The 26,997-nt window shown below is 59.1% G+C and carries 23 protein-coding genes; 11 read left to right on the top strand and 12 right to left on the bottom strand.

All coding sequences use genetic code 11. The annotated features are described in order from the left end of the window. Nucleotides 1–690, bottom strand: coding sequence for a YoaK family protein (locus tag BPSY_RS03685; RefSeq protein WP_033497202.1), 690 nt, complete (start codon nt 688–690; stop codon nt 1–3). Between the two features lie 167 nt (nt 691–857). On the opposite strand from BPSY_RS03685, the gene BPSY_RS03680 reads away from it, so the two are divergent. From BPSY_RS03680 to BPSY_RS03660, 5 genes are all read left to right on the top strand, one after another. Then, nucleotides 858–1,757: an ABC transporter substrate-binding protein gene (locus tag BPSY_RS03680; protein WP_051921634.1), complete on the top strand. Its 900-nt coding sequence runs from the start codon at nt 858–860 to the stop codon at nt 1,755–1,757. A 34-nt stretch (nt 1,758–1,791) separates the two neighbouring features. Further along, nucleotides 1,792–2,613: an amino acid ABC transporter permease gene (locus BPSY_RS03675; RefSeq protein ID WP_081884216.1), complete on the top strand. Its 822-nt coding sequence runs from the start codon at nt 1,792–1,794 to the stop codon at nt 2,611–2,613. Continuing rightward, complete coding sequence (locus tag BPSY_RS03670; RefSeq protein ID WP_051921632.1) at nt 2,585–3,391, top strand: amino acid ABC transporter ATP-binding protein; 807 nt, start codon at nt 2,585–2,587, stop codon at nt 3,389–3,391. Before BPSY_RS03675 ends, BPSY_RS03670 begins: the two co-directional genes overlap by 29 nt. Before the next feature lie 52 nt (nt 3,392–3,443). Then, nucleotides 3,444–4,166 (top strand): FadR/GntR family transcriptional regulator, encoded by a 723-nt coding sequence (locus BPSY_RS03665; protein WP_081884215.1) that lies wholly within the window; start codon nt 3,444–3,446, stop codon nt 4,164–4,166. Between the two features lie 82 nt (nt 4,167–4,248). Further along, a complete protein-coding gene (locus BPSY_RS03660; RefSeq protein WP_051921630.1) occupies nt 4,249–5,391 on the top strand; it encodes an acetamidase/formamidase family protein in 1,143 nt (380 codons plus the stop codon). Between the two features lie 61 nt (nt 5,392–5,452). On the opposite strand, the gene BPSY_RS03655 is transcribed toward BPSY_RS03660, so the two are convergent. Beyond that, on the bottom strand, nt 5,453–7,099 hold the full coding sequence (locus BPSY_RS03655; protein WP_202961770.1) for an MFS transporter: 1,647 nt from the start codon (nt 7,097–7,099) through the stop codon (nt 5,453–5,455). Nucleotides 7,100–7,637: 538 nt separating this feature from the next. On the opposite strand from BPSY_RS03655, the gene BPSY_RS03650 reads away from it, so the two are divergent. After that, nucleotides 7,638–8,849 carry a lactonase family protein gene (locus BPSY_RS03650; RefSeq protein ID WP_051921628.1) on the top strand — a complete coding sequence of 404 codons (1,212 nt, stop codon included), beginning with the start codon at nt 7,638–7,640 and terminating at the stop codon, nt 8,847–8,849. Here BPSY_RS03650 and BPSY_RS11910 read toward each other — a convergent pair. Next, nucleotides 8,846–9,115, bottom strand: coding sequence for a metal-sensitive transcriptional regulator (locus BPSY_RS11910; protein ID WP_033497297.1), 270 nt, complete (start codon nt 9,113–9,115; stop codon nt 8,846–8,848). The genes BPSY_RS03650 and BPSY_RS11910 overlap by 4 nt on opposite strands. A gap of 332 nt (nt 9,116–9,447) precedes the next feature. On the opposite strand from BPSY_RS11910, the gene BPSY_RS03640 reads away from it, so the two are divergent. The 3 genes from BPSY_RS03640 to BPSY_RS03630 all read left to right on the top strand — a co-directional run bounded on the left by BPSY_RS03640 (nt 9,448) and on the right by BPSY_RS03630 (nt 15,038). Continuing rightward, nucleotides 9,448–12,240, top strand: a complete 2,793-nt coding sequence (locus tag BPSY_RS03640; RefSeq protein ID WP_100841075.1) for a heavy metal translocating P-type ATPase — start codon at nt 9,448–9,450, stop codon at nt 12,238–12,240. Between the two features lie 284 nt (nt 12,241–12,524). Further along, complete coding sequence (locus BPSY_RS03635) at nt 12,525–13,967, top strand: amino acid permease (protein WP_033497299.1); 1,443 nt, start codon at nt 12,525–12,527, stop codon at nt 13,965–13,967. Between the two features lie 216 nt (nt 13,968–14,183). Continuing rightward, a complete protein-coding gene (locus BPSY_RS03630; protein WP_100841121.1) occupies nt 14,184–15,038 on the top strand; it encodes an aldo/keto reductase in 855 nt (284 codons plus the stop codon). A gap of 126 nt (nt 15,039–15,164) precedes the next feature. Here BPSY_RS03630 and BPSY_RS03625 read toward each other — a convergent pair whose 3' ends face one another. Further along, entirely contained in the window at nt 15,165–15,692 is a 528-nt protein-coding gene (locus BPSY_RS03625) for a winged helix-turn-helix transcriptional regulator (RefSeq protein ID WP_051921626.1), read from the bottom strand. Nucleotides 15,693–15,862: 170 nt separating this feature from the next. On the opposite strand from BPSY_RS03625, the gene BPSY_RS03620 reads away from it, so the two are divergent. After that, nucleotides 15,863–16,441: an NADPH-dependent F420 reductase gene (locus tag BPSY_RS03620; RefSeq protein WP_033497208.1), complete on the top strand. Its 579-nt coding sequence runs from the start codon at nt 15,863–15,865 to the stop codon at nt 16,439–16,441. 153 nt (nt 16,442–16,594) lie between these two features. On the opposite strand, the gene BPSY_RS03615 is transcribed toward BPSY_RS03620, so the two are convergent. Continuing rightward, a complete protein-coding gene (locus BPSY_RS03615) occupies nt 16,595–16,981 on the bottom strand; it encodes a DUF4186 domain-containing protein (RefSeq protein ID WP_033497305.1) in 387 nt (128 codons plus the stop codon). A gap of 344 nt (nt 16,982–17,325) precedes the next feature. Between BPSY_RS03615 and BPSY_RS03610 the strand changes: the two genes are divergently transcribed. Next, complete coding sequence (locus BPSY_RS03610; RefSeq protein ID WP_033497210.1) at nt 17,326–18,615, top strand: class I SAM-dependent methyltransferase; 1,290 nt, start codon at nt 17,326–17,328, stop codon at nt 18,613–18,615. Between the two features lie 139 nt (nt 18,616–18,754). Here BPSY_RS03610 and BPSY_RS03605 read toward each other — a convergent pair whose 3' ends face one another. The 7 genes from BPSY_RS03605 to BPSY_RS03575 all read right to left on the bottom strand — a co-directional run bounded on the left by BPSY_RS03605 (nt 18,755) and on the right by BPSY_RS03575 (nt 26,911). After that, on the bottom strand, nt 18,755–19,279 hold the full coding sequence (locus tag BPSY_RS03605; protein ID WP_033497212.1) for an FMN-binding protein: 525 nt from the start codon (nt 19,277–19,279) through the stop codon (nt 18,755–18,757). Nucleotides 19,280–19,370: 91 nt separating this feature from the next. After that, complete coding sequence (locus tag BPSY_RS03600; RefSeq protein ID WP_033497214.1) at nt 19,371–20,186, bottom strand: ABC transporter ATP-binding protein; 816 nt, start codon at nt 20,184–20,186, stop codon at nt 19,371–19,373. Nucleotides 20,187–20,333: 147 nt separating this feature from the next. Next, nucleotides 20,334–21,587, bottom strand: a complete 1,254-nt coding sequence (locus tag BPSY_RS03595; RefSeq protein ID WP_033497306.1) for an ABC transporter permease — start codon at nt 21,585–21,587, stop codon at nt 20,334–20,336. Between the two features lie 52 nt (nt 21,588–21,639). After that, entirely contained in the window at nt 21,640–22,977 is a 1,338-nt protein-coding gene (locus tag BPSY_RS03590; RefSeq protein ID WP_033497216.1) for an ABC transporter permease, read from the bottom strand. 14 nt (nt 22,978–22,991) lie between these two features. Continuing rightward, nucleotides 22,992–24,272, bottom strand: coding sequence for a DUF2318 domain-containing protein (locus tag BPSY_RS03585; RefSeq protein WP_033497218.1), 1,281 nt, complete (start codon nt 24,270–24,272; stop codon nt 22,992–22,994). 202 nt (nt 24,273–24,474) lie between these two features. Then, nucleotides 24,475–25,095 (bottom strand): iron transporter, encoded by a 621-nt coding sequence (locus BPSY_RS03580; RefSeq protein WP_033497220.1) that lies wholly within the window; start codon nt 25,093–25,095, stop codon nt 24,475–24,477. Between the two features lie 55 nt (nt 25,096–25,150). Continuing rightward, the gene (locus BPSY_RS03575) at nt 25,151–26,911 is read right to left on the bottom strand and encodes an FTR1 family iron permease (protein WP_033497221.1); all 1,761 of its coding nucleotides are present in this window, start codon (nt 26,909–26,911) and stop codon (nt 25,151–25,153) included. Nucleotides 26,912–26,997: the final 86 nt, after the last annotated feature.

Genomic DNA, 26,997 nt, shown 5'->3' with positions numbered 1-26,997 from the left:
CTATCCCCGCGCAGTCATCACCGCATCAGCAGCGAGCATCGCGAACAGAACGAGTGCCGTCGCGATCACCCCCCAACCGTCCCCTACGATGCGATGCAGCAGTCCTCCTACGGTGGCCCCGGCGATGATGGATGCGACTGCGGCGATTTTCCTCGCCGACCGCTGCCCCGCACCACCCGCCATCCTGGAATCCGAAGCCAGGCCGGTGATCGTCGACGTGACGACCACCGTGGTGACATCCTTGACCCCTACCTTTCGGGCGGCGCTCGCCTGTCCTCCGAGCACACAGGCCACGATGAAGGTGAAGATATACAGCACGCTGGAGTCCGGCTCCAAACGGACACGCAGCAATATGAGCCCGGCGCACAGCAGGATGATGGCCTCCACCAGGAAGAAACGACGAACGGGCCTCGACCATCCACCTTCGGCGTTTCGCAGCAGCCTCCCGCAGAGCAGCGCGCCGATGAAGAAGGCCGCGAGCGCGATAAGAGGTCCCATCACCGGCAGCTCGTCATTACCCGCCAGACCCATGCCGAGCACGATGACGTTTCCCGTCATATTGGCCGTGAATATCTTGTCGAATCCCAGATAGCCAACGGCATCGATAATGCCCGTCGCGAATGTCGCGACAATCATCATGACGGTTTCCCACTGTGCATGAAGGGCTGGAATCTTGTCTCTCTTGGGCATGCGCCATCTCTTTCAGGTAGTGCTCATATGGGGGCGAAGGATCTCGCCATAAGGAACATTAAACCAATTAGAAGAATATTGGTATGAAACATTTCATAAACACGTTGGAAATACAGCTATTCTATTTTCAAATTGGCTCAATAAATGAACCAGAGAGAGGAAATGCAATGACAAAAGGTTCACGTTTGCTCACGGCGGCACTCGCCGTTCTGATTTCCGCTTCGGCCCTCACTGCATGCGGCACTTCCGGGACTTCTTCGTCCGCCGGCGAGGCAAGCACCTCGGCACCGGCCGTCGTCAAGAAAAAAGCATCGGCGGCAGCGCTCACCACACCGACCATTGAAACAAGCGGTCAGCTCACCATCTGCACGGCGCTCAGCACAGGCAACCCTCCCACATACTTCACAGATTCGGAGAACAAGCCCGTTGGAGCCGAAGTGGAGATGGCCGAATGGATAGCCAAGGATCTTGGTCTTGATGCGAAATTCGTCGATGTGGCCTTTGCCTCCATCGTGCCCGCGGTGCAGGCCGGCAAATGCGATGTCATCATGTCGTCGCTCTACATCAAACCCGAACGTGCCAAGGTCGTCGATTTCACGCCGTATCTGATGTCAGGCTCGGCGGTCGCCGCTCCGAAAGGCAATCCGAAGAAGATCACCGGCATGGACGACAGCCTCTGCGGACTGAAAGTCAGCGCAGCCGTAGGCAAGACGGCGACTCTGCTCGCACAGGAACAGGCCAAACAATGCGAGGCGGACGGCAAGGCAAAACTCACCGTCGTGCAAACCGACCAGACCACTGCCGCCGTACAGCAGCTGGTCAGCGGACAGGTGGATGCCTATGCGGGCGAAACGCCTGTGGTGCTCTATTACCAGAAGAAGCAGGCGAATTCCTTCGAAATGGTCGGCAAGCCCTTCGGCGAAATCGAGGTCGGGGCCGCTGTCAAGAAGGGCAATGATGAGCTTTCCGCAGCACTGAGCAAATCATTCACGGCCATGAACAAGGACGGGGCCTACAGCCAGATCCTGAAGCGCTGGTCCATGACCTCACTGGCGTACAAATTCTGATGAATCGTTCCACAGCGACAAGGAAAGGACGTCCATGAATTTCGACTGGGCATTTTTCTGGGACAGCCTCTTTCACCCAAGCACCGCCTATCTGAACGGATTGCTCTTGACCGTGGTGATCTCCCTGGTCTCGATGTTTCTCGGTCTGGTGCTGGGTCTGGTACTCGCGCTGATGAGGCTTTCCCGAAACGCCATACTCCGTTGCATCTCGGCGGTCTATGTATGGGTCATGCGAGGCATTCCGATTCTGGTCATCCTCGTGATCATCTACCTTGGTCTTGCGGCAGCCGGCATATATAAATTCCAGGATGCCACCGTGCTGCATGTCACCATCGCAGGCTCGATCCAAGCGGCCCTCGTGGGTCTGACGCTGAATCAGGCCGCATACATCTCAGAGATCATCAGATCATCGGTTTCCGCGCTGCCCGACGGGCAGATGGAAGCGTCACTCGCCATGGGGATGACCAAGACCTCGGCCATGCGTTGGATCATTCTGCCACAGGCGGTGCGTTCGATGATTCCACCCCTGGGGAACCAGTTCAACCAGCTGATGAAGAACACCTCCCTGCTCAGCATCATCGGCGTCAGCGAGATCTTCCTCATCACGCAGTCCATCAGCTCGGCGACTTTCAGAACCTTCGAGATATTCATCGTCACCGGCATCTACTATCTGTTGCTCACCACGATCTGGACGTTCGCACAGAACCAGCTCGAAGCATTGTTCAACAGAAGGCTGGGGATTCCCACCCCATCATTGTCCTCAAGAATTCAGGCCCAGTACATCGCATTGATGCGCAACATCAAGCCATCGGCCGCGGCCGGCAAGAATGGAGCATCCATTGAGAACACACATTGAGGTACCGGATTCGGACACTGTCGTCAGCGCGAAGGACGTCAGCCTCTCATTCCAGGGAAATCAGATACTGCATGAGGTCTCCCTGGATGTGCACAAAGGCGAGGTGGTGGTGCTGCTCGGGCCGTCAGGAGCCGGAAAGACCTCCTTCCTGCGAACGATCAACCTGCTCAATTCCTATGATTCCGGAGAGATCTTCGTCGACGGGCATCTGATGGGCTACAAGAAGACGAAATCAGGGGCCTACACACCGGATTCAGGCAAACACCTGGCGGAGCAGAGAAGGAATATCGGCTTCGTGTTCCAGCATTTCAATCTCTTCCCGCATATGACGGCGCTGGAGAATGTGTGGCACACCCCCGTGCGCATTCTCAAGGTACCCAAGGAACAGGCGGTGCGGGAAGCCGGCGAGCTGCTTGCGCTGGTCGGCCTATCCGACAGGAAGGACGCGCATCCCAACGGTTTGTCCGGCGGACAGCAGCAGCGCGTCGCAATCGCCCGCGCGCTCGCGATGCACCCGGCACTGATGCTGTTCGATGAGCCGACAAGCGCACTCGATCCGGAGATGACCAAGGAGGTGCTCACAGTCATGCAGAAGCTCGCAGGCAAAGGTGACACCACCATGATGATCGTCACCCATGAAATCGAATTCGCGAGAAAAGTGGCCGACCGCATCGTCGTCATGGCCGATGGCCGGATCATCGAGCAAGGCCCGACCGAGGATGTGCTCGATCGTCCTCAAGAGACAAGGACAAAGGAGTTTCTGACAAAAGTACTGTAAAAATCAGGCTATCTCCCTATCATGGAGGAATTGAACAACGGGAGGTCCAATCGTGACTGGCTCAAGCGCAAACCGCCAGAAGACAGTGTTCCTACAATCGGGACGTGGGAAGACCTCAGAGATTGCAGCGCTGCTCGAAAAGCAGATACTTTCCAACGCATACAGGGCGGGAGAGCATCTGCCGGCGGAACGCGATCTCGCGGCCGAGTTCGGTGTCTCACGCAACACGGTTCGCGGCGCACTCGATCTGCTTGAGCAGCGACGTCTGGTGAAAACGAAGTGGGGTGCCGGAACCACGGTTCTCGGCCCGGAAGGAACCGTGCTGATGATGAGCGCGGCACTGAGTACATCACAACACGAACTGGACAACGTCGCCGAGCTGCGAGCTCTTATCGAGCCGGGGATCGCGGCTCTTGCCGCGCAGAGGGCCACCGGCGCGGACCTGATCACCATGAGCAACATCATCGAGAAATCAAGCACCCACATGCAGGCGAAGGAGTCGCTGAGCATCGACATGTCCTTCCATCTGGCCATTGCCAGAAGCACAGGCAACGCGTTGATCGCGGCCCTGCTCGCATTCGCGAATGACGCCACCAAAGAGGTGCGGCTGTCGTCACACGCGACCGTGGCCAGGCGCGAGACCTCACTTGAGGGGCATCGGCACATATTCGACATGCTCCAGGCCAGGGATGTCCAAGGCGCCCAGCGGGCGATGGAGGATCACCTCCGGCAGATCGCCCTGGTCAGTGAGTTCCCCGCCGAGCACGGCATCTGATCCACCTCCCGGGCGCCTTCCTCGATGATTCGACCGACCATGCTCCTGCGAAAGCCTCTGGTCATAGAAAGAAGACATCATCATGCATGCAAACGCATTGCAGAGCCCACCATCCGTCATCCATATCCAGTCCGATCCCGAATCCGTGTTCTGGGGTGTGCTGCCGAGTCAGAACGATCCACCGCTGGCCGTCGTGGATTCAGCTTCGACCATCAGCATCGACACACTCAGCCATGAAGGAGTGCTCGAAGACCAGGGCGGTGATCCGATAGCGTTTTTCGGGGCACAGGGAGTGCCGCCTGAGCAGGTCCTCGACGACGCCGTGGACCTGGTCTCACAACTCACCCACCCCAAAGGGGTCGGCCCGCACATCGTGAACCGGAGAATAGATGTGGCCGGGGCGCGCGCCGGCGACTATCTGAAAATCGATGTGCTCAGACTTCTTCCAAGGGTGCCGTATGGCATCATCTCGAACCGTCACGGCAAAGGTGTGCTTACCGACACCTTCCCACGCGAGCACGGCACGATCAGCATCTTCGCCAAACAGATCCTCCATGAGGGGAGGATGTGGGGCGTCATCGACAAAGCCGGTCCGGACGCGATCGCTCGTTATCGCGAGCGAAACGGCGATCGGGGAAAGTACCGTCTCTCCTCACCTCCCGAGGAAGGCGGCAGCCTGAGCTTCCCCTTGCATCCTTTCCTGGGAATCATGGGGGTCACACCCGCGACGGACGAACATCTCAACACCGTTCCGCCCGGGGACTTCGGCGGCAATATCGACATCAACCTCCTGGTGGAGGGCAGCAGCCTGTATCTGCCCATACAGGTCGACGGCGCCGGCTTCTATACAGGGGACCCACACTTCGCACAGGGAAACGGCGAGGTTTCCCTTACGGCACTTGAGGCGTCGCTGCGTGCTGATTTGAGGCTGACCGTCATACCGAGACGCAACTTCGTCGAGCGCTATGGGGCATTGCGCGGACCTCTGGTCGAAACACCCGAGTACCTGGTGACGACGGGAAGGGCCCTCACACTGGACGAGGCCCTGCGCAATTGCGTGTCGGAGGCGGTCCTCGCACTGACGCATATGCATGGGATGGACGACACCCATGCCTATGCCCTGGCCAGTGCATGCGTTGATTTCAACATCTCTGAGGCCGTGGACATCGTCAAAGGCGTTCATGCCTGCATCCCCAAAACATGTTTCGACATGCCGCGTCCATGATACGAAGATCACCGTTCGGCACTAGGTCAAACGATCGCACCGGACCGGCGGATCCACCTGGCTACTCCTTGGGAAGCGTGCCTTTCCACTCCGCCGTGACCGCCTGGACCGGCATCGTGTGCAGATCGATATCAGGATTCTCGTCCTGTGTGGCCACTAGCTTCGAGGCTTCGGCGTGCGTCGCCACGGCGGGCATCGAACCGATCAGGTGCTTGCCCGCAGACTCGGGAATCAGCAGTACGGCGATGCCGCCCAAGGCCGAGAAGAGCATGACGTAGAAGGCCGGCACATAACGGTTGCCGGTGAGCTCCAGCAGAGCCTGCACGATGAGCGGCGTCGTCCCACCGAATAAGGAGACGCCGATGTTGTAGGTCACAGCCATGCCGCTGAAACGCGAGGCCGTCGGGAACAGCGCGGGAATCGCCGCAACGCTCACCGCGATGTAGAAGGCCGCGGGAACGGCAAGCATCACCAGGGCAAGATGCAGGGTCCATGATTCACCCATATGAAGCAGCCAGAAAGCCGGAAGCACCAGGATGATGGTCGATACCACCGCGATCGCATACACCGGTCGGCGTCCGATCCGATCCGACAGCCTGCCGATGAAGGGCAACAGCACAGCGACAAGAATCAGCACGGGAATGGTTGATGCGGCCGCCGTCACCTGACTGGCGCCGATTTCCTTTTCAAGATAGGTCGGCATATAGCTGGTCAGCACATAGGACAGCGTATTGGTTGCCGCGACCAGCATGATGCCGAGAATGATCTCGCGCCGGAAGTTATGGATAAGGGTCAACAGGCTGTGGTGACCGAAGAGTCGCGAGTCCCGGCCCTCCGGATCGACGACCGCGAATTTCCAGTGACCGCGCCGCCTGGCTTTCTTCGTCTGCACATCACTGTCGGCATCCTCATCCTCAAAATGAGGTGTTTCCGGTATCCGCGTACGGAAATAGATCGCCACGATGCCCAGCGGCACCGCCATGAAATATGGTATGCGCCATCCCCCGTTGGCCATCGCGTCGGGGCCCCAGGCCTGCTGCGTGAGCACGCTGCAGATTGCGACGACGCCGGCTCCGGTCGCGAAGCCCAGATATGAACCCATATCCAACCATGCGCTGTAATAGCCACGTCGTTTGTCAGGGGAGAACTCGGAAACATAGGTCGCGGCCCCCGCGTATTCGCCGCCGGTCGAGAATCCCTGCACCATCTTCAGCAGATACAGCGGAATCGGTGCCCACAGGCCAATCTGCGCGACCGTCGGCAGCACTCCGATCAAGGCCGTGGAAACCGCCATAACGGTCATCGTCAGGAACAGGACCTTCTGCCGTCCCACACGATCGCCCAGCGGACCGAGTATGAAACCACCCAGAGGGCGCGCCAGGAAGCTGACGGCAAAGCCGAGCAGCATCACCAGCACACCCACCGATTGAGGCATACCTTTGGTGAAGACAGTGGTCATGACTATGGTCAGATATCCGTAGATGCCGAAATCAAACCATTCCATGAAGTTACCGACCGCCGTGCCGAGCACCGCCTGACGGACCGATTCCTGCTCAACGACGACGACGTCCTCCTTGCGTAGCCTCCGCAGCCACATCAGCCGCCTTTTCTTGTTGCCACGCGGACGTTTCCCCAACGCCCTCCCCGATTCGCCCTGCTGCTTCGATGAGGCGTCTTCGCTATGTTCAGACATCATTTGAGAATGCATTGTTTCCTTTTCAGCTTCGTCATGCCCCAACGTGTCAGCTCGACATGACCTGTCAGGCTGCTCACGGCCAAGCATGCGCCCATGCGCTGTTCCGGTGCACCGCCGGCCAATACCGTGGGCGTGAAGCACACGCTTCGCCCATATCCGGTATTTCCCATTGTGCGGTCGGCACCACAGGCGGCCGTGCATCGAAGCGACACCAGTCGTTCAGGACTCCCATCCTGAAGAGGCGCAACGAGGCGGCCAACCCTTAAAGAGGTGACGCGGGACTCTCCCTCGAACGGTATCCCGTACCGAACGTCGCGCCACAAAGCCAATCCATTCTAGCTCAGGAAGCCTCCATCGGCCATGTTCACGCGTGCTGCGCCCCTTGGAAACCCGCTACCGGCGGAGGAATTCCCATGCCTTCCGGCACCGAGAATCCACCTTCCCGACGGCACCGACTTTGTTCGTATGCAGGTAATAGAATGCACCTGAGCAAGAAGGCAAAGACATCGGAGCAATGACGAGAATCGGCCGCGCAAAGGGGTGCCAACAGATGCAGACAACAGTGGATATGCTGATCGGTGGATTCGGCGAGCAAGGGGGCGGCGATTGCCTTGGCATCGACTGGGTTCAGGCCGTTTTCCCCGACAAGGGTGACGAAGGCAGGAACGACGCCCATACGGGCGGGGACGCAGTTGAAGGTCACGATGCCGGCGGCACGGGATCAGACATCTCGGTGGAGCATCGGGGACTCCTCGCGAAACTGCCATCACCGACTTGGTTGCTGTTCGAGAATTCAGTGGTATTCGCCCCCCTCGAATTCAGCAATGAGATCGTTTCACTCAGAGTGAACAGGGACGAGGACGGCGTGACACTCGAGCCGCTCTCACGCGTGCACGTCGACGGCCACACACCCACCCATCTGGCCATCGCACAGGACACGGAAGGACGCTCCCATCTGATCGTCGCCTGCTATGACGACGGCAATGTCTGCGTGCACCCTTTGGATGCGAGCGGACATATAGGGGCTTCGGCACAGGTGCTGCGCAGCGAAGGACATGGGCCGCTACCGGCTCAGGCCGGCCCGCATGCCCACTGGGTGCTGCCCCTTCCCGATGGGCGCATCATCACCACGGATTTGGGAGCCGACAGGATCCATGTGCATCGCTGGTCGGATGGCCGACTTGAGCGCGTGGCATCGCTGATATGCCCTCCCGGCACCGGCCCGAGGGATCTGCACCTGCTGCCCTCATCGACGCCGGACGATGCCGGATGGAGGGTCGCCGTCGTCGGCGAATGGAGTTCGACCGTGGATATCCTTGCGTCTGACAACGCAGACCCCTCCGGGCTGCGTATCATCCAACGCGTCGACCTGGGGGCGGATGCGGACGACCAGGCGGCCTCACTCGCATTCGTCAGCGATGACGTGCTGCACGCAACGGCGAGTACCGGGGATGCCACATACCGCAGCGAAGGGTTCTGCTATGTGGGTCTGCGAGGTTCGGATCGCATCATATCCTTGCGCTGGGATGGTTCGGAGCTGTCCGAGCCGGAGCCCTCCCAGGAGGGCCGACCCGGTCACGGCATCAGCAGCGGAGGAGGCAGACCCCGGCACATCATAGCTGTGGGCAATGCCCTTGTCGTGGCGAACCAGACAAGCGGGAAACTCAGTATTTTCAGGCTTGCAGGCAACGGCGAGGCGACCTTGGACAAAGAGATAGTGGTGGGTTCGCCAACTGCGATCGTTCCACTGCCCCGGATCTAGGAACGCACCAGGCGCGCGATGGCATCCTCCGCTTCGCGGAGCTTGTCATCGGCGACCACACCCCCCTGGGTCACGGCGGTGCGCACGCAATGGTTCAGATGATCGTCGAGCAGCAGCAGCGCCACTGATTTCAAGGCCTTGTCGCTGGCGGAGATCTGGGTGAGCACATCGATGCAATAGGCATCGTCCTCGATCATCCGCGTAATCGCACGGACCTGGCCCTCGATTCGCTTCAGTCTCGCGGCGACCTTCTGTTTGTCGGCCACATAGCCGTGGCCCGGTGCCGGTGAGGAGGGAGCCGCCGCAGCCTCATGCCGGTGCTCCCCCGATGGAACAGCACGCCCGGATTGTGGCGGTTCGGCCGATGCCGATTCATCCGATGCCGATTGACGACGTACCGTGTCGCCCGATACGGGCATACCCTGCTGAGATGTATCACGTATAGACATATCGGGCCTCCCCTGGATGTTCCGCGCCCTTTTGGCGTATGGCTGACTCTGCTTTGGATTATACCCTATAGGGGTATATGGTATTACTCATACAACGGACGGGCCGGGCATCCACCCGCCGCCCGTCGTGCATGGGAAGGGAGAAAGACATGTGGAGCGACATCATTATCGTTCTTGGTGCAGCGCTGCTGACGGTACTGGTCGCCTGGCTGCTGCTCGCACCCAGGAAGGCGGCTCGCGCACAGATCAATGACGGCCTGCAAACGGTGCACATCACCGTCAAGGGCGGTTATTCCCCATCCTCGGTGGAAGTCGTTTCGGGCATACCCGTCAGATTGGAGCTGGATCGCCAGGAGGATGGAGAATGCTCGTCCCATATCGTGTTTTCCGAACTCGGCATCGACAAAAGCCTGCCCGCTTTCGCCCATAGCACCCTCGATCTCGGCGTGCTGAAAGCAGGCGAATATCCTTTCGCCTGCGGCATGAACATGCTCCACGGAACGCTCACCGTCACGGACCCACTTCCGGATCAGGATGCATCCGGCAGCGCGGATGTTGACACCACCGAGAGCGGCACCACCGATGCGGCAACCGGCACTTCCCCTTCTCACGCCGGCGAGACCCCCACCAGCGCAAGGGAGGAGGCAGGCGATGCCCTGAACGAGCAACAGCACGAGGACGAGAGCAGAAAGGCCGAGATCACCAGCCTGTGGCGCAGGCTGATCGTGGGTATCGTATGCACCCTGCCCGTCTTCGTGGCCGCCATGTTCCACCCGATTCTCGGGCATTGGATTCCGATGTTCCTGATGAACCCCTGGGTGCAGCTGCTGCTCATACTCCCGGTCATGTTCTACTCGGGATGGCCTGTGCATCGCACCGGATGGCTTGCACTCATCCACCGTTCCGCCGAAATGAACTCCCTGGTCACCCTTGGCACCACCGCAGCCTTCGCATTCAGCCTGGTGACCACCTTCGCTCCGCAGATGCTCCCTGCAGGGTCGCGCGAACCTTACTACGAAGCCGTCGGCACGATCATCACACTGATGGTTCTCGGGCAGCTGCTTGAAGCCAAAGCGCGCGCGGGCACAGGAGAGGCCATACGATCACTGATCGACCTGAACCCACGCACCGCACGCGTCATCCGCGAAAACGACCGGATCGAGGAGATCCCGGTGGACCAGGTCGCCGTCGGTGACGTCGTGGCGATACGGCCCGGCGAGAAATTCCCGGTTGACGGCGTGGTTATCTCCGGCGAGTCCAGTGCCGACGAGGCGATGATCACCGGCGAATCGATGCCGGTCTCCAAGCAGAGCGGCGACCAGATCATCGGAGCGACGGTGAACGGGTCGGGCACACTGCGCTACAGGGCCACCAACATCGGCAAGGACACGGTTCTGGCCCACATCATCAATCTGGTGCGTAAGGCCCAATCCTCCAAAGCCCCCGTCCAACGGCTGGCGGATACCATCGCCAAATACTTCGTACCGATCGTGATCATCATCGCGATATGGACCTTTGTGGGCTGGTGGTTCCTCGGACCGGCACCCCAGGCCTTGCACGGGCTCGTTGCCGCGGTCTCCGTGCTCGTCATCGCCTGCCCGTGCGCACTCGGCATCGCGACCCCTCTTTCGGTGACCATCGCCACCGGCAAAGGAGCCCAGTCCGGTGTGCTGATCCGCTCCGCACAGGTTTTGGAGAACGCCCATAAACTCGATGTGCTGATTCTCGACAAGACAGGAACCGTGACCGAAGGCAAACCAAAGCTCAGCGATACGATTCCCGCACACCTGGATGAAAGCACCTTCGCTCTGATAGCCGCAGCCGAAGATCCCTCCGAGCACCCTCTGGCCCGGGCGATCGTCGACGCCGCCACCGAGCGGGGCCTCTCGCTCGTGGAGGCCGAGCATTTCACTGCGATAACCGGCGAAGGCATTTCGGCGAGCGTCAACGGGCACGAAGTGCTGGTGGGCAAGCAGGCATTGCTTGAACAGCACGGCGTGAAGTCCCTGCCACAGTCCCTCGAATCCCCGGAAATCGCGGATGCCATCGCGAGGCTCTCCACAGAGGGCAAGACGCCGGTATTCGCATCCGTGGATGGCTCCTTCGTCGCCGCACTGGCCGTTGCCGATACCGTGAAGGCGGATTCGCAAGAGGCCATAGCGGCACTGCAATCCCAAGGCATCGATGTGCAGATGGCCACCGGGGACAATGATGTGACAGCCCGCGCCATCGCAAGCCAGGTCGGAATATCGCATGTCATCGCACAGGTCTCCCCAAGCGACAAGGCCGCCGCGATCAGAGGCCTGCAATCCCAGGGCAAACTCGTCGGCATGGTCGGAGACGGCATCAACGACGCACCCGCCCTGGCACAGGCGGATGTCGGCTTCGCCATCGGAACCGGTACGGATGTGGCGATCGAGTCCAGCGACATCACCCTGATGTCGGGCAAACTCTCCAGCGCGGTGACGGCAATAGCACTGTCGAGATCCACCATGCGTAATATCAAGGAGAATCTGTGGTTCGCCTTCGGATACAACGGTCTGGGCATCCCCGTTGCGGCAGGGGCGCTGTATGCGCTGTTCGGCATACTGCTCAACCCCATGATCGCCGGTGCGGCGATGGCCTTCTCCTCGCTATCCGTCGTGATCAACGCCAACCGTCTGAGAAGATTCCATCCCAGACAGCAAGCAGATGCCCGGCACAGCAAAGGTTCACAACAACCATCAACGGAAGGAAACACCATGTCACTATTCCATCGTCATGAGCACACCGAACAGCATGAGACCGAGAACGGCTCGGCGGTCAAGGACCCGGTCTGCGGCATGACCGTCACCCCTTCCAGCGCAGCCGTGACCCGCACCTTCGACGGCAAGCAGTACTACTTCTGCAGCACCCACTGCGCCGAAAGCTTCGACAAGAACCCTGCGGCCTTCGCCGCATAGTGGCATCCACCCAGGTACGCACCGCGACCCGCGAAGGGCACGCACCGGCGGAGCCGTAGACATCGGACACCGTGCATGAAGACCCTCCAACCGTCTCGATTTGAGTCCCTTGGAGGGTCTTCATCCATGTACTCCCGAACTTCCAAGACCTCCAGGCATACGGCGTCTGTCTCACTGGTGAATACCCGGACCACTGTCATCACCCGCGTTCAGCTAGAATACCGACGGTCTCGCAGCAGCATATGCCTGGCCACACAGTCGGATACATCAATCGGGGGATTGCAGTGGAGTATTTCCGTAAAAAAAGCGTCAAGGAACTTGTGGAGCAATCAACGCCACTGCGCAGAAGTATGCGCACCCTTGACCTGACTCTGTTGGGAATCGGCGCCATCATCGGCACCGGGATTTTCGTTCTCACCGGAAAAGGCGCCCTGACTGCGGGCCCCGCGCTTTCGGTTTCCTTCGTCCTTGCGGCGGTCTGCTGCGGTTTCGCCGGACTGTGCTACGCGGAATTCGCCTCGATGGCACCGGTTTCCGGATCGGCTTACACCTATTCCTATATCGCCTTCGGAGAGCTTGTAGCCTTCGTGATCGGCTGGGACCTGATACTCGAATATGCTTTGCAAGCCGCAACGGTCTCGGCTGGATGGTCGGGATACTTCACCAAACTGCTCCAAGGCTTCGGCATCGATCTGCCCGTGCAGCTGACCGCGGCCTATGGAACCACACCCGGCGTCACCACGTATTTCAATCTTCCCGGTTTCGTCGTGGTGTTGCTGATCACCTGGCTGCTTTCGGTGGGCATCAATCAGACCCGTCGGGCCAACGACATCATGGTGGGCGTCAAACTCGCCGTCATCGTGCTCTTCATCGTATGCGTGGTCTGGTATGTGAAACCCTCGAACTGGCAGCCCTTCTCGCCCTATGGATGGTACTCGTTCAAACAGAACAGCACCGTGCCGATGGGCATCATACCGGCCGCCTCAATCGTGTTCTTCTCCTTCATCGGCTTTGATGCGGTCTCCTCAAGCGCCGAGGAGACGATCGAACCGAGAAAGACCCTGCCACGAGGCATTCTGCTGTCATTGGCCGTTTCAACGGTGCTGTACATCGTGATGACGCTGATCATGACCGGTGTGGTCAAATATCCGGAATTCTCGGCATTCATCGACGCCCCGGTCGCTGGTGTCATAGTCAAAACGGGTATGAACTGGCTTGCCCTCATCGTCGATTTCGGGGCTCTCATCGGCATGACCACGGTGATGCTCGTCCAGCTCTACGGCCAATCACGCATCTGCTATTCGATGAGCAGGGACGGCCTGTTCCCGAAGTTCTTCGGAGAGATCCATCCGAAATACCGCACACCCGTCAAAGGGACATGGTTCTTCGGCATACTGACGGCCATAGCGGGCGGCTTCATCAACATCAACGTATTATTCGAGCTGGTCAATATCGGCACGCTTTCGGCATTCATCATCGTCGCCGCCGGCATCATCTGGATGAGACACAAACATCCCGAGATGCAACGCGGCTTCAAAACCCCGGGGGTGCCGTTCACTCCTCTTATCGCGATCGTCTTCTGCGGCGTGCTGATCGCGGGCCTGAACTGGCAGACATGGGTGCGTTTCGCGGTCTGGTTCGTCCTCGGACTGGCGGTGTACTTCCTCTATGGCGCAAGACATTCCACGATGAACAAGCCATCCGAGTCGGCCATCACGGCCCACTAGATCCCGAAGCGCTTCGGATTCCGGCGAAAGCCCAAACGCGAAGCCCTGCATGAACACGCAGGTTCACGGGGCACTTCCGAATTACAATGGGAGACGTTGAGGGCCGCATCGACGACTTGCGCATCCACAAGGCATATGTGCATCAGGATGCACCCTTTCCCCAACGCGTCGATCCACATCATGCGACGCACGCTCCACCAGAGAAACGAGGGAATCATGACATCATCCGAAACCCAGGCTTTGCCCGATCGCAAGGCGAATGACGGGCTGATACTTCCTGCAATCGGATTCGGCACGTACAAACTGCGGGGCTTCGAAGGCTCGAAGGCCATCGAGTCCGCGCTTGACAACGGATACCGGCTGCTCGACAGCGCCGTCAACTACGACAACGAGGGCACGGTGGGCGCAGCCGTGAAGAACAGCGGTGTGGCGCGCGAGGACATCATCATCACCTCGAAGCTCCCCGGACGCTACCACAATCACGATCAGGCCGTGGAAACCGTCGAGGAGAGTCTGCTTCGCATGGATCTCGACTATATCGACCTCTATCTGATCCACTGGCCGAATCCGCTTGAGGACCAGTACGTGGAAGCATGGGAGACACTGCTGGAACTCAAGGAACGCGGCCTGCTCAGGCATGTCGGCGTCAGCAACTTCCTTCCCGAACACATCGACCGCCTGGTCAAGGCGACGAATGTGACCCCCGCGGTGAACCAGATTCAGCTTCACCCTTACTGGCAGCAACGCGAGCTCAAGGCCTACGACGATGAGCATGGCATCATCACCGAGGCCTGGAGCCCATTGCGCCGCGGCGGTGAGACGGTGAAGGATCCGGCCATCGTCGCCGTTGCGGACAAACACGGGGTGACCCCCACGCAGGTCGTGCTGCGTTGGCATGTGGAATATGGCGACATCCCGATTCCCAAGTCCGCCACCCCGTCACGCCAACTGGAGAACCTCGACGTGATGGGCTTCGCCTTCGACGACGAGGATCGCGCCGCATTCGCCGCGATGGACAGCCCCGACGGCAGCCGTGGAGATTTCGACCCGCGCTCACATCAGGAGATGTAGGTCCGATTCCCAACATCCGTGGCGCATACAGGCCTTTCCACACCACGGACACCGTGCACGAAGGGGCCCCGAGCTTGACCAACAATCAGCTCGGGGCCCCTTCATCATGGAAGGATCCTCAATCCTCTATACCTTCTCGCTCTCCGCGGCCAGCACCTGCTCCGGATCCATATATTCGAGCGCACCATACAAGGCCTGGAAGAGTTCATCCGCTTTGGCGGCGATCAGACGTCCGGGAGCGGTCAACTCATAGGTTGAGCATGCGCTTGTTCCGACTCGGATGACCAGTTGGTCCTTCAGCAAGGTCTTCAGGGTGATGGATAGCATGCGTTCGCTCATGCCCTGTATCGTTTCGTTGAGCTCGCCAAAACGTTGGGGTCCGGCACGCAGAGCCGAGAGAATCAGGATGCTCCATCTCCTCGATACATCGGTGAGCAGTCTTCTTGACACACAACGATTCGAAAACACGTTGTACCGCATCGACAGGTCATCGGGCCCGCCATCGGCTGCAACGGTGACGGCTGCGTCGACTTCATCCTGAATCGGGGAAAGGGCGGGGGCGGGCTCCGCCACGGAGAGCGTCGAGACCGTTGACTTTGCGGTCTTGTCGTCCTGCTCTTCCTCATGCTTCTTGCTGGTGCTTCCACAGATCATGTGCACCATCCTAATGCGACACGCCACATTTTACTAACTATTTGTTAGTGCTAACATAATGTTAGCTTCGGCGAGCAGGGAAGCGGATGCGCTTGTGAATATGAAACAGGAGCCCAAAACCTTGCAAACCAGCCAATAAGAACAGCACATAAGGAATACAAGGAGCAGACATGACCACAGTGACGGTTTTCGGCAAAGGCAATATGGGTTCAGCGCTCAGTGGAATCGCTGAGAAGGCGGGCGCGACGGTTCAGGCCATCGATTCGCAGACCCCTGCGGGGACGGCCATCAACGGTGAGATCGTCATTCTCGCCGTCCCCTACCCCGCTCTTGACGCGATCGTGGAGCAGTATGGATCGCAACTTGCAGGGAAAACAGTGGTCGACATCACCAACCCCTTGGATTTCTCGACCTTCGATTCCCTGGTCACACCATCGGATTCCTCGGCCGCCCAGCAGCTGGCGGAAAAACTCCCTGACGCCAAGGTGCTGAAGGCCTTCAACACCAACTTCGCCGCAACCCTGGCTTCGGGCACGGTCGGCGGGGACCGGACCACGGTTCTGGTCGCAGGAGACGACGACCAGGCCAAACAGTCCGTGATCAGCCTGGTCGAGTCCGCAGAGCTCTCCGCTCTCGATGCCGGTGCGCTGAAACGTGCACGGGAACTCGAATCGATTGGCTTCCTGCAACTCACACTCGCCGCAGCCGAAAAGATCTCCTGGACGGCCGGCTTCGCCCTGCAGCGCTGAACGGCATAGGTCGGACCGGCCGATTGCCGCACGGAGCGGCATGTGCCGGCATCCGCCAACAGCTGGATGGCTCTGGATTCGCGCCTTCGCACTCAGGCAGATGACCGATCGCGAAGGCATTACCCCTTTGGCGGCCCATCCCCTTTTCGACACTCATCGGAGGGGATGGGCCGCCAAATCGCGTTCGATCCAAGCCATCACCAATGCGGACAGCATATCGATCTCTTCGTCGCTGAGCTCCTGGCCTTTGGGCAGATGATGCCATTTCTGGATGCACGACCGGCAGCAGACCGCCGTGGCGTGCTGTGCGGTAAACACGGGATGCCCCCTGTAAGGGGTTTGTTTCCCGTCCTTGACCGGCATCGCATCACCTATTCTGCCGCGCAATAACTCGTGGGCATGACGATTGATGGTCTCTTTCCCCTTGCTTCTGGCGTAATCCCGATCATGCGCGCTGAGGGAGAAGCTCGCGCGAAAGCTTGAATGCGACAGTCGCTTCAAGGTATCCGACACCCACAGTTGAAGCTCCGGTCCGCTCATCCCCGCACCACCGATTTGCAGATTCCCATCATGACCACCAGCGTCCCGCATGGCACCGTCAGCCGCATCGCCTTTCAACACACCATCCTCCTATGCGTTGCCCTGACATATATCGTATCCACACAGCCGTGACTCCACCGCCCGGCTTCAGAAGACCGGCGCTGCTGACACCGGGTATGCATGGCGCTCTCCACGACCACAACACACCCAACAGAGTTACAAGTGTAAAGAATTCCCGCTTCCACCGATGCCGTAAATCCTCAATCGGAGTAGGGTGGTATATGGAAAAATTGAGACCCTATGGGCTTCAGGCCACGTGGTTTCAGAAGGGGGCAACAATATTCATGGCTATAACAACGATGAGCGTGGCAGACATGGTGGGCGTCTTTTTCAATCACGATGCTCCGCTGCATGTCAGCGCTTTTGACGGATCAAGCTTCGGCAGCAACGATGCTCCGCTGCATCTTGAGGTGCGCAACTCACGCGCGGTGTATTACATCGCCGAATGTCCGAATGATCTCGGGCTGGCACGTGCATATCTGCAAGGCGATATCGCATCACCGGAGTTGGAGCCGGGCAATCCATACAGCGTCTTCAGACAGCTGATGGAGTTGAAGGCCTATGCAAGGAAGCCAAAGAAGAGCGATCTGGCAAAGCTGAGCGCCAGCATCCTCTCGCACGGCATCCACGTTCCCAAGCCACCGGAAATCGAACTGCCCTCTTTGGCCCAGCGCGTGGCTGAAGGCGTGCTGCCGCACACCAAGAAGGGTGACGCCGCCACCGTCAGCTACCATTACGACCAAAGCAACGATTTCTATGCGATGTTCCTCGGGCCATCCATGACCTACACCTGCGCATGCTTCCCGAAGGCCGATGCCTCCCTCGAAGAGGCACAGGAGCACAAGCTCAATATGGTGCTCGACAAACTCAATCTCAACAAGGGCGACTCCCTGCTGGATATCGGCTGCGGCTGGGGCTCGATGGAAGTCACGGCCGCAAAGCGCGGCATCCACGTCATCGGCGTCACGCTCTCGCAGGAGCAGGTCGACTGGGGCACGGCCTGGATCGAGCGAGAAGGCCTGCAGGACCTCGCCGAGGTGAGACTGATGGATTACCGTGACGTCCCCGAGGCGGGATTCGACGGCATCTGCTCACTGGGCATGATGGAGCACGTGGGATACAAGCATTACCCCGCCTACTTCAAGGAGATGCTCGACAAGCTGCGTCCCGGCGGGATGCTGCTCAACCATCAGATCACCCGCTGCAACAGCTATCAAGGCAAGCGGGCGGGCGGATTCATCGATCGCTACATCTTCCCCGACGGCGAATTGGCGAGCCCCGGTGAGATCGAAGTCACCATCAACAACGCAGGCTTCGAGGTCATCAACCAGGAGAACCTCAGGCAGCACTATGCGATCACGCTCAGGCACTGGAACGAGAACCTTCAGGAGCACTGGGATGAGGCCGTCAAGCTGGTCGGTGAGCCGAAGGCAAGGCTGTGGGGGATGTATATGGCGGGGTCACGCTTCAACTTCGAGTTGAACACGATCCAGATTCACCAGTTCCTCTGCATCAAGCCCGATCCGGAGACCGGCACATCCACTTATCCCCTCCGCCCGTGGTGGAGCAGATAGACGAAACGTCAGGCGGATGGCCCTGTGGGCCGTCCGCAGCCAGGCTGGAAGTGTGTGTACGGGCACAGGGACAGCCGCCCAAGCGGCGGACCACATGCCCATCCACACACTTCCAGCTTCGTTGATATACCCGCCTCCACTACTCCGAGGCCTGTTCGCGCGCGACTTCCAAGGCCTTGTTGAAGGCTTCCGAAGTCCAACTTGCGCCGGCGACCTTATCGACCTTCAGGGTTTTGAGCGCCTTGCCTTTCACCACACCGGGAATCGCTTTGATGAAGGCATCCTGATGCTTCTTGGAAATGGTGGTGAAGGGGTGCCCCACCACCTGCACATCGCTTACCAGGCCCGAAGACACGGTCACACTGACGTCTATCGTGTCTTCGCCAACCGGACCATACTCACCTTTGACAGCGTAGGTGCCGTCCTTGTATCTGCCACTATCCGTCTTGCTTGAGGAAGCTTCACTTCCGGATGCTGCGGACGAAGAGCTATCCGAAGCACCGCTCGAGGCGGCGCTCGATGATTCATCGCCACTGCCGGCGTACTCGTCATCCATCGGCACGGCCGAAGGCTCGCCACACCCCGCCAGCAAGGCACTTGCCGCAACCAATCCCAGGGCCGCCATGGATGCCGCCCTCTGTGATCGGCCATTCAGTCTGGCCATGATCTCCTCCTTCTGCTCCTCAGCGCCACTTCTTCGTTGTCCTCGGTCGTTCGGCGCTCATCGATGCTGCCGGCCGCAGGCCCACTGGGTGTCACCGTGTGGTCCCACCGGTTTTGGCGGCCTTTGTGGGATCCACGAAGACGCCGCCTCCCTCATTGCCCTGATCGGCGGCAGCATCATCCGACGCGCCCTCCGGCCGTACCACCGCCGTGGTGCCACCACGCGCTTCGGAGGCTTTTCTGGCTTCCTCGTCATTCCAACGTTCCGCAACCAACACACCGTGGTTCAGCATGATTTCGCGTTGCGCACAGGAGGCCACCAAGGCATCGTGCGTGACCACGATGATCGTGGTCCCCTGTTCATGGAGCTGCCGGAAGAGATCGAGCACGATTTTCTCGTTCGCCCCGTCCAAGTTGCCTGTCGGTTCATCGGCGAGTATCAATTTGGGACAGTTGATCAAGGCCCGTGCGATGCAGACGCGCTGCTGCTCACCGCCGGAAAGCTGCCCAGGCAGATGGTGCGCGCGCTCTTCAAGCCCCACTTTGCGCAGGGCTTCCATCGCCTGCCCCTCGTCGACCACCGAATGGTAGTACTGCGCCACCATCACATTCTCGACCGCTGTCAGGTGGGGTACCAGATAGAACTTCTGGAAGACCAGCCCGATGACATTCTTGCGGACATCAGCCAACTGCCCTGCATTCAGATCATTCAACGCCCGGTCTTCGAGCGTCACCGAACCGGAGCTCGGAGTATCCAGGCAACCGATGATGTTCATCAACGTGGTTTTCCCCGAACCCGAGGAGCCCACTATGGCCAGCCACTCCCCCTGCGCGACCGAAAGACTGAGATCGTCCACGGCATGCAGATCACCGTAAATCTTCGAGACATGATCCAATTCAAGAAGCATATCCGTCCCTTTCCCGATTCCTGTCGCATTCTCCACTGTTATTGCAGCCATTTTCCCCCGCTTCGATCACACACCTCACATACATTCCGTCATCTCACCTCGCACCGGCCTTTGTGCAGCCCGCCGCCGCACAGAGGACCGGCAGGCCTATTCCTCGCGCAGCACCACCGCCGGATCGATTCGAGATGCCTTCCTTACCGGGCGGATCGTCGCGATGACGGCTATGAAGATGCTGCAGAGCACCGAGACGGCGGCCAAAGGCCAGTTCATGGGCAAGGCGCGCTCAAACACCATCGCGCACAGTACGCGGGCCAGACCGTAGCCGAGCACGGTACCCAACACTCCGCCGAAAAGGCCATACATCGGGGATTCCGCGTAAAATTCGGTGCCGACACCAGCCGATGGGGCCCCGAGCGCCTTCCGTAATCCGATTTCGTTACGGCGTTGGGAGACGATCGAGGTCATCGTCGTGCCAACGCCCACGAAGGTGAGCACGAGCACCACGACCGAAACCAACCAGAACAAGGTCTGTAACATGGTGATGATCCTGCTGTTGGCTGTGTTGATTTTGGTGACCGTCTGGGCCTTGACGCCCATGCTGGTCATCGCGTTGATGCTGTCGGCTATGGATTGCAGCGCCGATCCGGAAGCCTCTGCCGAATATTCGATTAGATCAGCACCACGTGCGCCTCCGGCGAGCTTGTCGAGGTCGGCCGCCGTCGCATACACAATCTCATCCTCGGAACCGCCGGTGTCGACGATGCCACCAACGGTGAAGCTGGTGCCGCCTTCCTCCAGGATGTCGGTTGAGACCCTGCCGTCCTTGCTGCTCGCCGAAGGAGCCGCCGTGGATGAGGCCGATGACGACGCCGAAGCAGAAGCTCCCGAGGCTCCGCCACCGTTGTCCGCGGCGCGATAGGCGATGGTGATGTCACCACCGATTTTCAGACCGAGTGCCGAGGCGACATCACTGCCGACCATCACCTTGCCCGGTGCCGGCCAACTCCCCTGGACGCTCCAGTGATGGTTGATGGCTTTCACCTTGGCCGAGTCGATTCCCGCCATGATGTATGAGGCGGAATTGATGCGCACGGTCTCGTAGCGATAGGTGGCCACCTTGGCCGGAGTCTTCGCTTCAACCATTTCAGTGGTATGGGTGACCATCGCGGCATCGACACCGTTTGCGGAAGAGGAAGCGCTTTCCACAGGTGTCACAATCAGATTCGCACCATAGGAACGCATATCCTCACTCATCTGCTGGGGTACCGCGATGCACACGGCCGCAAGGCAGAAGAGCGTCGCCGCGCCGACCGTGGATGCGATGACCGCCATCACCGCACGCGAACGCCTGCGGAACACAGCGCTCAGAATCATGATGGTGAACATCCGACCATTGGTCATCGTTCCCATGCCGAAACGTCCGCGACGCCCCTTCATCTTCCCTCCTCTGGATTTACCTGCCATGTAGCACCTCCGCAGGCCGCAACCTGAGAATCGATCGAATCCCTGACAGCGATGCCGCAAGAACGGTGACCGCCAACAGGACAAAGACCAGCACGAAGACCATCGGTCGCATCGTGATACCTGATCCGAACACCACGTGCCCCACGACCTGGGCCGCCGCCGACCCGAGCCCCGCCCCTATCAGCGCACCAAACAGGCTGACCGAGGCGGTCTCCATAACCACCAGTCTGCTTACCGATGCATCAGTCGCTCCTATGGCTTTCAACAGAGCGAATTCGGAGGAGCGCTCCGCGATCGCTGCCGCCATCAGATTGGCGACGGCAATTGCCGCAGCGATCAGGCTCAACGCCGTCATCAGAATCATGACCGCCTGCGTCTTCTGCATCACATCACCCTGCAGCGCGGCGACCTGACGCACCTGTTTCGCCACCGATCCGGGGATCACCTCTTCGATCTGGTAGGCGATCGAGGATGGATATGCCGTGCAATACCAGGTCTCCCAATCCGCCTGGGACAATGCGCCGGGATTGCGGGCTGCTTTGCGCGCCAGATCGTTTTCCGGCGTGGTCAGTGCCTTCACCTCGACGCGATCCACCTGGTCCGGCAGACCCGCCAACTGCTGCACGGCAGAGGACGATAGGTAGACCGCGCCGTTATCGTCATCCCCTGAATCAAATATGCCGCTTATCCTGAGTTGCTGTGTGGCGTTCCCTTTGCCCACGGTCAAGGTGTCTCCGACAGCGGCACCCAGCTCTTTCGCGAGCGTGCTGCCGATCATCGCCTGGTCGCTGTCGTCTTTCGCCCATGAACCGGTCAGCTTCCACCATGATCGCATCCCCTGAACACCCACCGTTGATGATTCCCCGGTGGATGCGGTGATCTTCTTATGGAACCATGTGCCCACCAGGGGAGCGGAAACCGAATGGCAGGCCGCACCGGATGAATCGCCGCCGCAATTCACCCCCACCTTCGCATGCGTATTGAGCTGGGGTGCGAAATCGGTGATGTTGTATGCCCAGAAAATCGTTTTGATCTTCGGAATATCCGATTCCTTGATGAAGGATGCGGGATCGGAATCCAAGGCGCTTCCCGATGAGTCCGCGTCGTTTGCGGAATACAGGTCCGAGACGACGGCATCCGATTTGGGCTGAACGACGATATTCGATCCATAGGTCGAGAGCTCCGCATTCAGCTTGTCCCCGACATCGAAGACCACCCCCAGCATGGCAACCGAGACGCATGCCGAGAGACCGACGCTCACGGCGATGAGGATGCGTCTGCTCAGCTGCCTGCTCAGCGAACGAAACACCATGCGATTGAGGAACATGCCATCACTTCCCGTCAGCTCTGAAAATGGCTTGACAAAGCATCAAGATCCGAGGTCTGGATCGTAATCGAACCATGCCCGGCCTGATAGGGGAAAGGTATGGGGTTGCATCCACCGGAGAAACCGATCGTAGCGAGATTGATGGCGACATCGCATCGTTTGCAGATGATCTTGCCATCCTTTTCGTAGTATCCGGCATCCCCGCAGTTGTCACAAGCATCCAGACCCACTCCGTAGGCCCCTCCGTTCTTCTTGATGATGATGAAGCGCATGACGGTTCCGTCCTTGGCCTTGTATTCGAAGCGATGCAGATGCCCGTCCGCAAGCTGTGAGAAGGAGATGGTGGCCACGTCCCCGTCCTTTGAGAGTGAATACGATTCGGGAGGGGAAAGAACCGGCACCTTGTTGGTCTGGGCAACGCCGTAGGTCAACGCGACGGTCACACCAATGACGGCGAGTATGGTCCAGACTCCGGCGGCCTTGGCTCTGCGTCTGAATGCAGCGTGTGTCCGCACGACGGCATTGTTCTCGCCGACCAAAGGCATACGGAAGCCCGCAACGATCGATGCGACGGCGGGAATCAGGAAAACGGCGAGCTGGGCGATGATGATCGGGGTCCCGTGGTTGATGAACCAGACCAGCAGTTTGAAAGTCAGACCGTGCAACATCAGGTCTCCGGTGGACTGCATCACCGTGAACAAGGATGTGAGGTGCTGCACGAACACCAGCACCAGCAGGATGAGCGCCGCGAGATTGAAGGACCAGGCATAGGCCGTCGAACGCAAGGAACGCACAATATACGCGACGATGACCGATGCCGCCAGACCCAGCAGGAATCCGAGTGCACGGAGCAGCATATCCGATGTGAATACCGGATCCCCCGGTTCCACGAAGATCGTCAGCTCCAGGATGACGTCGGGAAGGGCGCGGAAAACGGTCAGCGCCAAGGCGATTGCGGCTATGCCGTTGGCCATGTCCATACGACGTGGATGTTCCGCCCAATGGGACGTGGTGCGCTTCGCGTTTATCAGCACCACGAAAAGGGCGATATCGGCAATCACGCAGCATACCAGGGTCGGATAATTCACCACCGTGCGCTGGTTGATCACGGCGCTCGCGCGGAGGGCCGCGAAGACCACAGCCCCAAGGATGCCGACGATCAGACCATACAGACGCCACGAGGAACTACGGGGTTTTTCCCTGCCCTCACCGACGCGGAGCATGGCGCTCACACTCATCACCAGCAACGCGGGTCCCAGTGTCCCCGGTAACACGGTCACGAACTGTTCAAGCATCTGTGCCCTGCTCCCCTATCTTGGCGGGTTTTGATTGTTACGAACTCACGAAGGAACCCTTCCCGATTTTATGCTGTCGCATTCATATGGGGAAGGGTGGAAAACGATGATTATCCCAGTTGGCTGCAGTATGCGGTGCAATAACAAGCGAAAGTCTCGCCGAGTCTGATTACCAGGCAATCATCCCTCTTCGGTCATACCTCTACCATTCGTGGGGGGTGTAGTCCCAATCCCAGGAGACGGTTATGGGGTCCGTCCAGAACTTGCCGGTGACACCGGTCTCCGGATCGACGTGCAGCATCCAGCCCTTCTTCTCCGGCGAGTCGATCTTGTAGGTGAGCTTGTAGGTTCCGGCTTTCGCAAGCTTGATATTGGCACCGTAATGAGGACCATCGGAAGCGTTCATCTGCATGAAGGTTCCCGACTGCGTATTACTCGCATCGGATTCATCGGTGATCGTGTAGTTCACCGTCAGATCAGGGACGAACTCGCCTTTGGCATATCCCAGATTGTTGTTCGCCAGAGCGTGGATATCCGCCTCGAGGTGCATGTTGGAATCAGCGGCTGCCAGACCCATACCGGCCGGTTCCATATCAACGGGCTGGAAGAACACCGTGCCGATGTTCAGAGGCCCCTTCTGCTGGTCGTCCCCGATGGGAACCTCTTCGAATCCCGCGCCCGAATCGCTTGATGAGGAGGTGTCCGAAGCGTCGGCGGCCTTGGAAGTGCCCGATGAGCTGTTGGAGCTTCCGCATCCGGACAAGGCCAACGCGCCGGACAGCACCAACGCCGCCACAGCCATGAGTTGCTTGTGTTGTTTCATGTTCTCTTTCCTTTGTTCCTTGGTATGTGAGGATGTTGAATTATGGAGGGAAGATTTACTTTGCGTCCGCATCGCCGTGATGTGCCGTATCCGCGGCTGCGCCCGCATCGACGGCCTGGGCTCCCGCGACGGCCGCGGCATGCACGCGTCGTTGGCGGAAGACCGAAACCACGAACAGCAGCACGACGACCACGAGCGCGATGATCTGCGCGGCCACAGTCTGCGCATATGGATACAGACCGATCCAGTCATTCGTCGGCACCGCCGGCAGATAGGTGGCGGGAACGATGTCTCCCTCAATCAGGGCGTGTACGCCGCCTCCCGCGAAAATCACCACCATAACCGCCATCAGGGCACTGGTGATCATGAAGAAGGGACGAATCGGAATCTTCACGGAGGTGAAGCGGATCAACAGGAACAAGAGGACCAGCACCACCGCGGCGGCGGCAAAGCCCATCCAGATCTCCCTACTGCCACTTGGCGCCATCGTGAAGATCGCCTGATAGAACATCACCGTTTCAGCACCCTCGCGGAATACCGCCAGGAAGGAGAGCAAGGCCAGGGATACCACGCTGCCCGTGGATACGGCGGCCACCGTTTTCTCCTTGATATAGCTGTTCCATGAATCCACCGATGACTTCGAAAGCATCCAATTACTGGTGTAGAGCAGCATCACCATCGCGATCAGTGCGGTGATCCCCTCCAGCATCTCCTGATGGGCACCCGCCGAATTGAATACGAATGTGAACAGCAGGGCCATCAACGCGCTGCCGATAAGACCTGCGACGACACCCCAGTAAATGTAGCGGACCTTATTGCCATGACCGGCTTTTACCAGGTAGGCGATGATCGCGGCAACCACAAGCAAAGCCTCAAGCCCCTCACGCAGCAGGACCACGAAGGCCTGCCCGAAGGCGCTGGTGAAGAATGCGGTCATCGGATTCACGTCTCCCGCGGCACCACCGTCCAAGGTTTTGGCATCCTCAACGATCATGGTCTTGAGATCATCGACAAGGCCCTGTACCTTGCTGTCCGACTCCCCTTGGACCATGGCCATGCGCGTCTCTTTGAACTGGTACTCCACCTGTGAGACACGGCGGCCGCTGATGGCGTTCATCACCGTTTTCTCAAAACCGAGTTTCTCGTAATACTGGTAATACGCTTCATTGACCAGATCGGAACCTTGACGCCCATCACCAGCCGCGGAGGCTTTGGAGGCCTTGTCCAGCAGGGCGGTCATCTGATCGGCCACCTCGGACCAGCTTTGATCACCCCTGCCGGTGTTCTTGTTCTTTTTGGCCGCATCGAGTTTTTTGCGCTGTTCCTCGATCTGTTTGTTCAGGTTTTCGGCATAGACCTTTGGATTGGAGAGATTCGCCTCCTGGTCCAATTGCCGCGCACTGGCAAGAAGATCCGTCTGCAATGCGGAAAGCTTCGAGCTGATGGCCTCGGTATTGCCGGTCGTATAGGAAAGCTGTTCTATCGCCTGGAACTGCTGCTGCAAACTCTGCTGACTGTTCGCGCCAAGTGTGTCATTGACGACCTTCGCGAAATTAGAGGCCACATACACGCTGTTGTAGGCTGCACTGAATTTCGAGGAAGCACCTGCGGTATCACCGCCGGCGTAGCTCTCTTCCGCTTTGGCAAGCTGCGCATTCGTCGTCGTCGCGATTTCGCTCCAGCTGGAGTAATCGCCGCCGTCGGCGTCCGCCGCGGATGCCTGGGGCAGACAGAGCGATGACATCGCGATGAACGCGACCAGCAAAGCAAACAGCGCAACAGGGCGTCGCACGGTCTTGAATATGCGAGATTGCATGCTGCAACACTTTCCGTATTCAGTGAGGGAATTGACGTGAGAAAATCACCAGTATGCAATGTAGCTGAAAATTAGCATAAAGTGCA

The sequence above is a fragment of the Bifidobacterium psychraerophilum genome, assembly GCF_000741705.1.
Taxonomy (GTDB): Bacteria; Actinomycetota; Actinomycetes; order Actinomycetales; family Bifidobacteriaceae; genus Bombiscardovia; species Bombiscardovia psychraerophila.
This window is presented reverse-complemented; position numbering and strand designations above follow the sequence as displayed.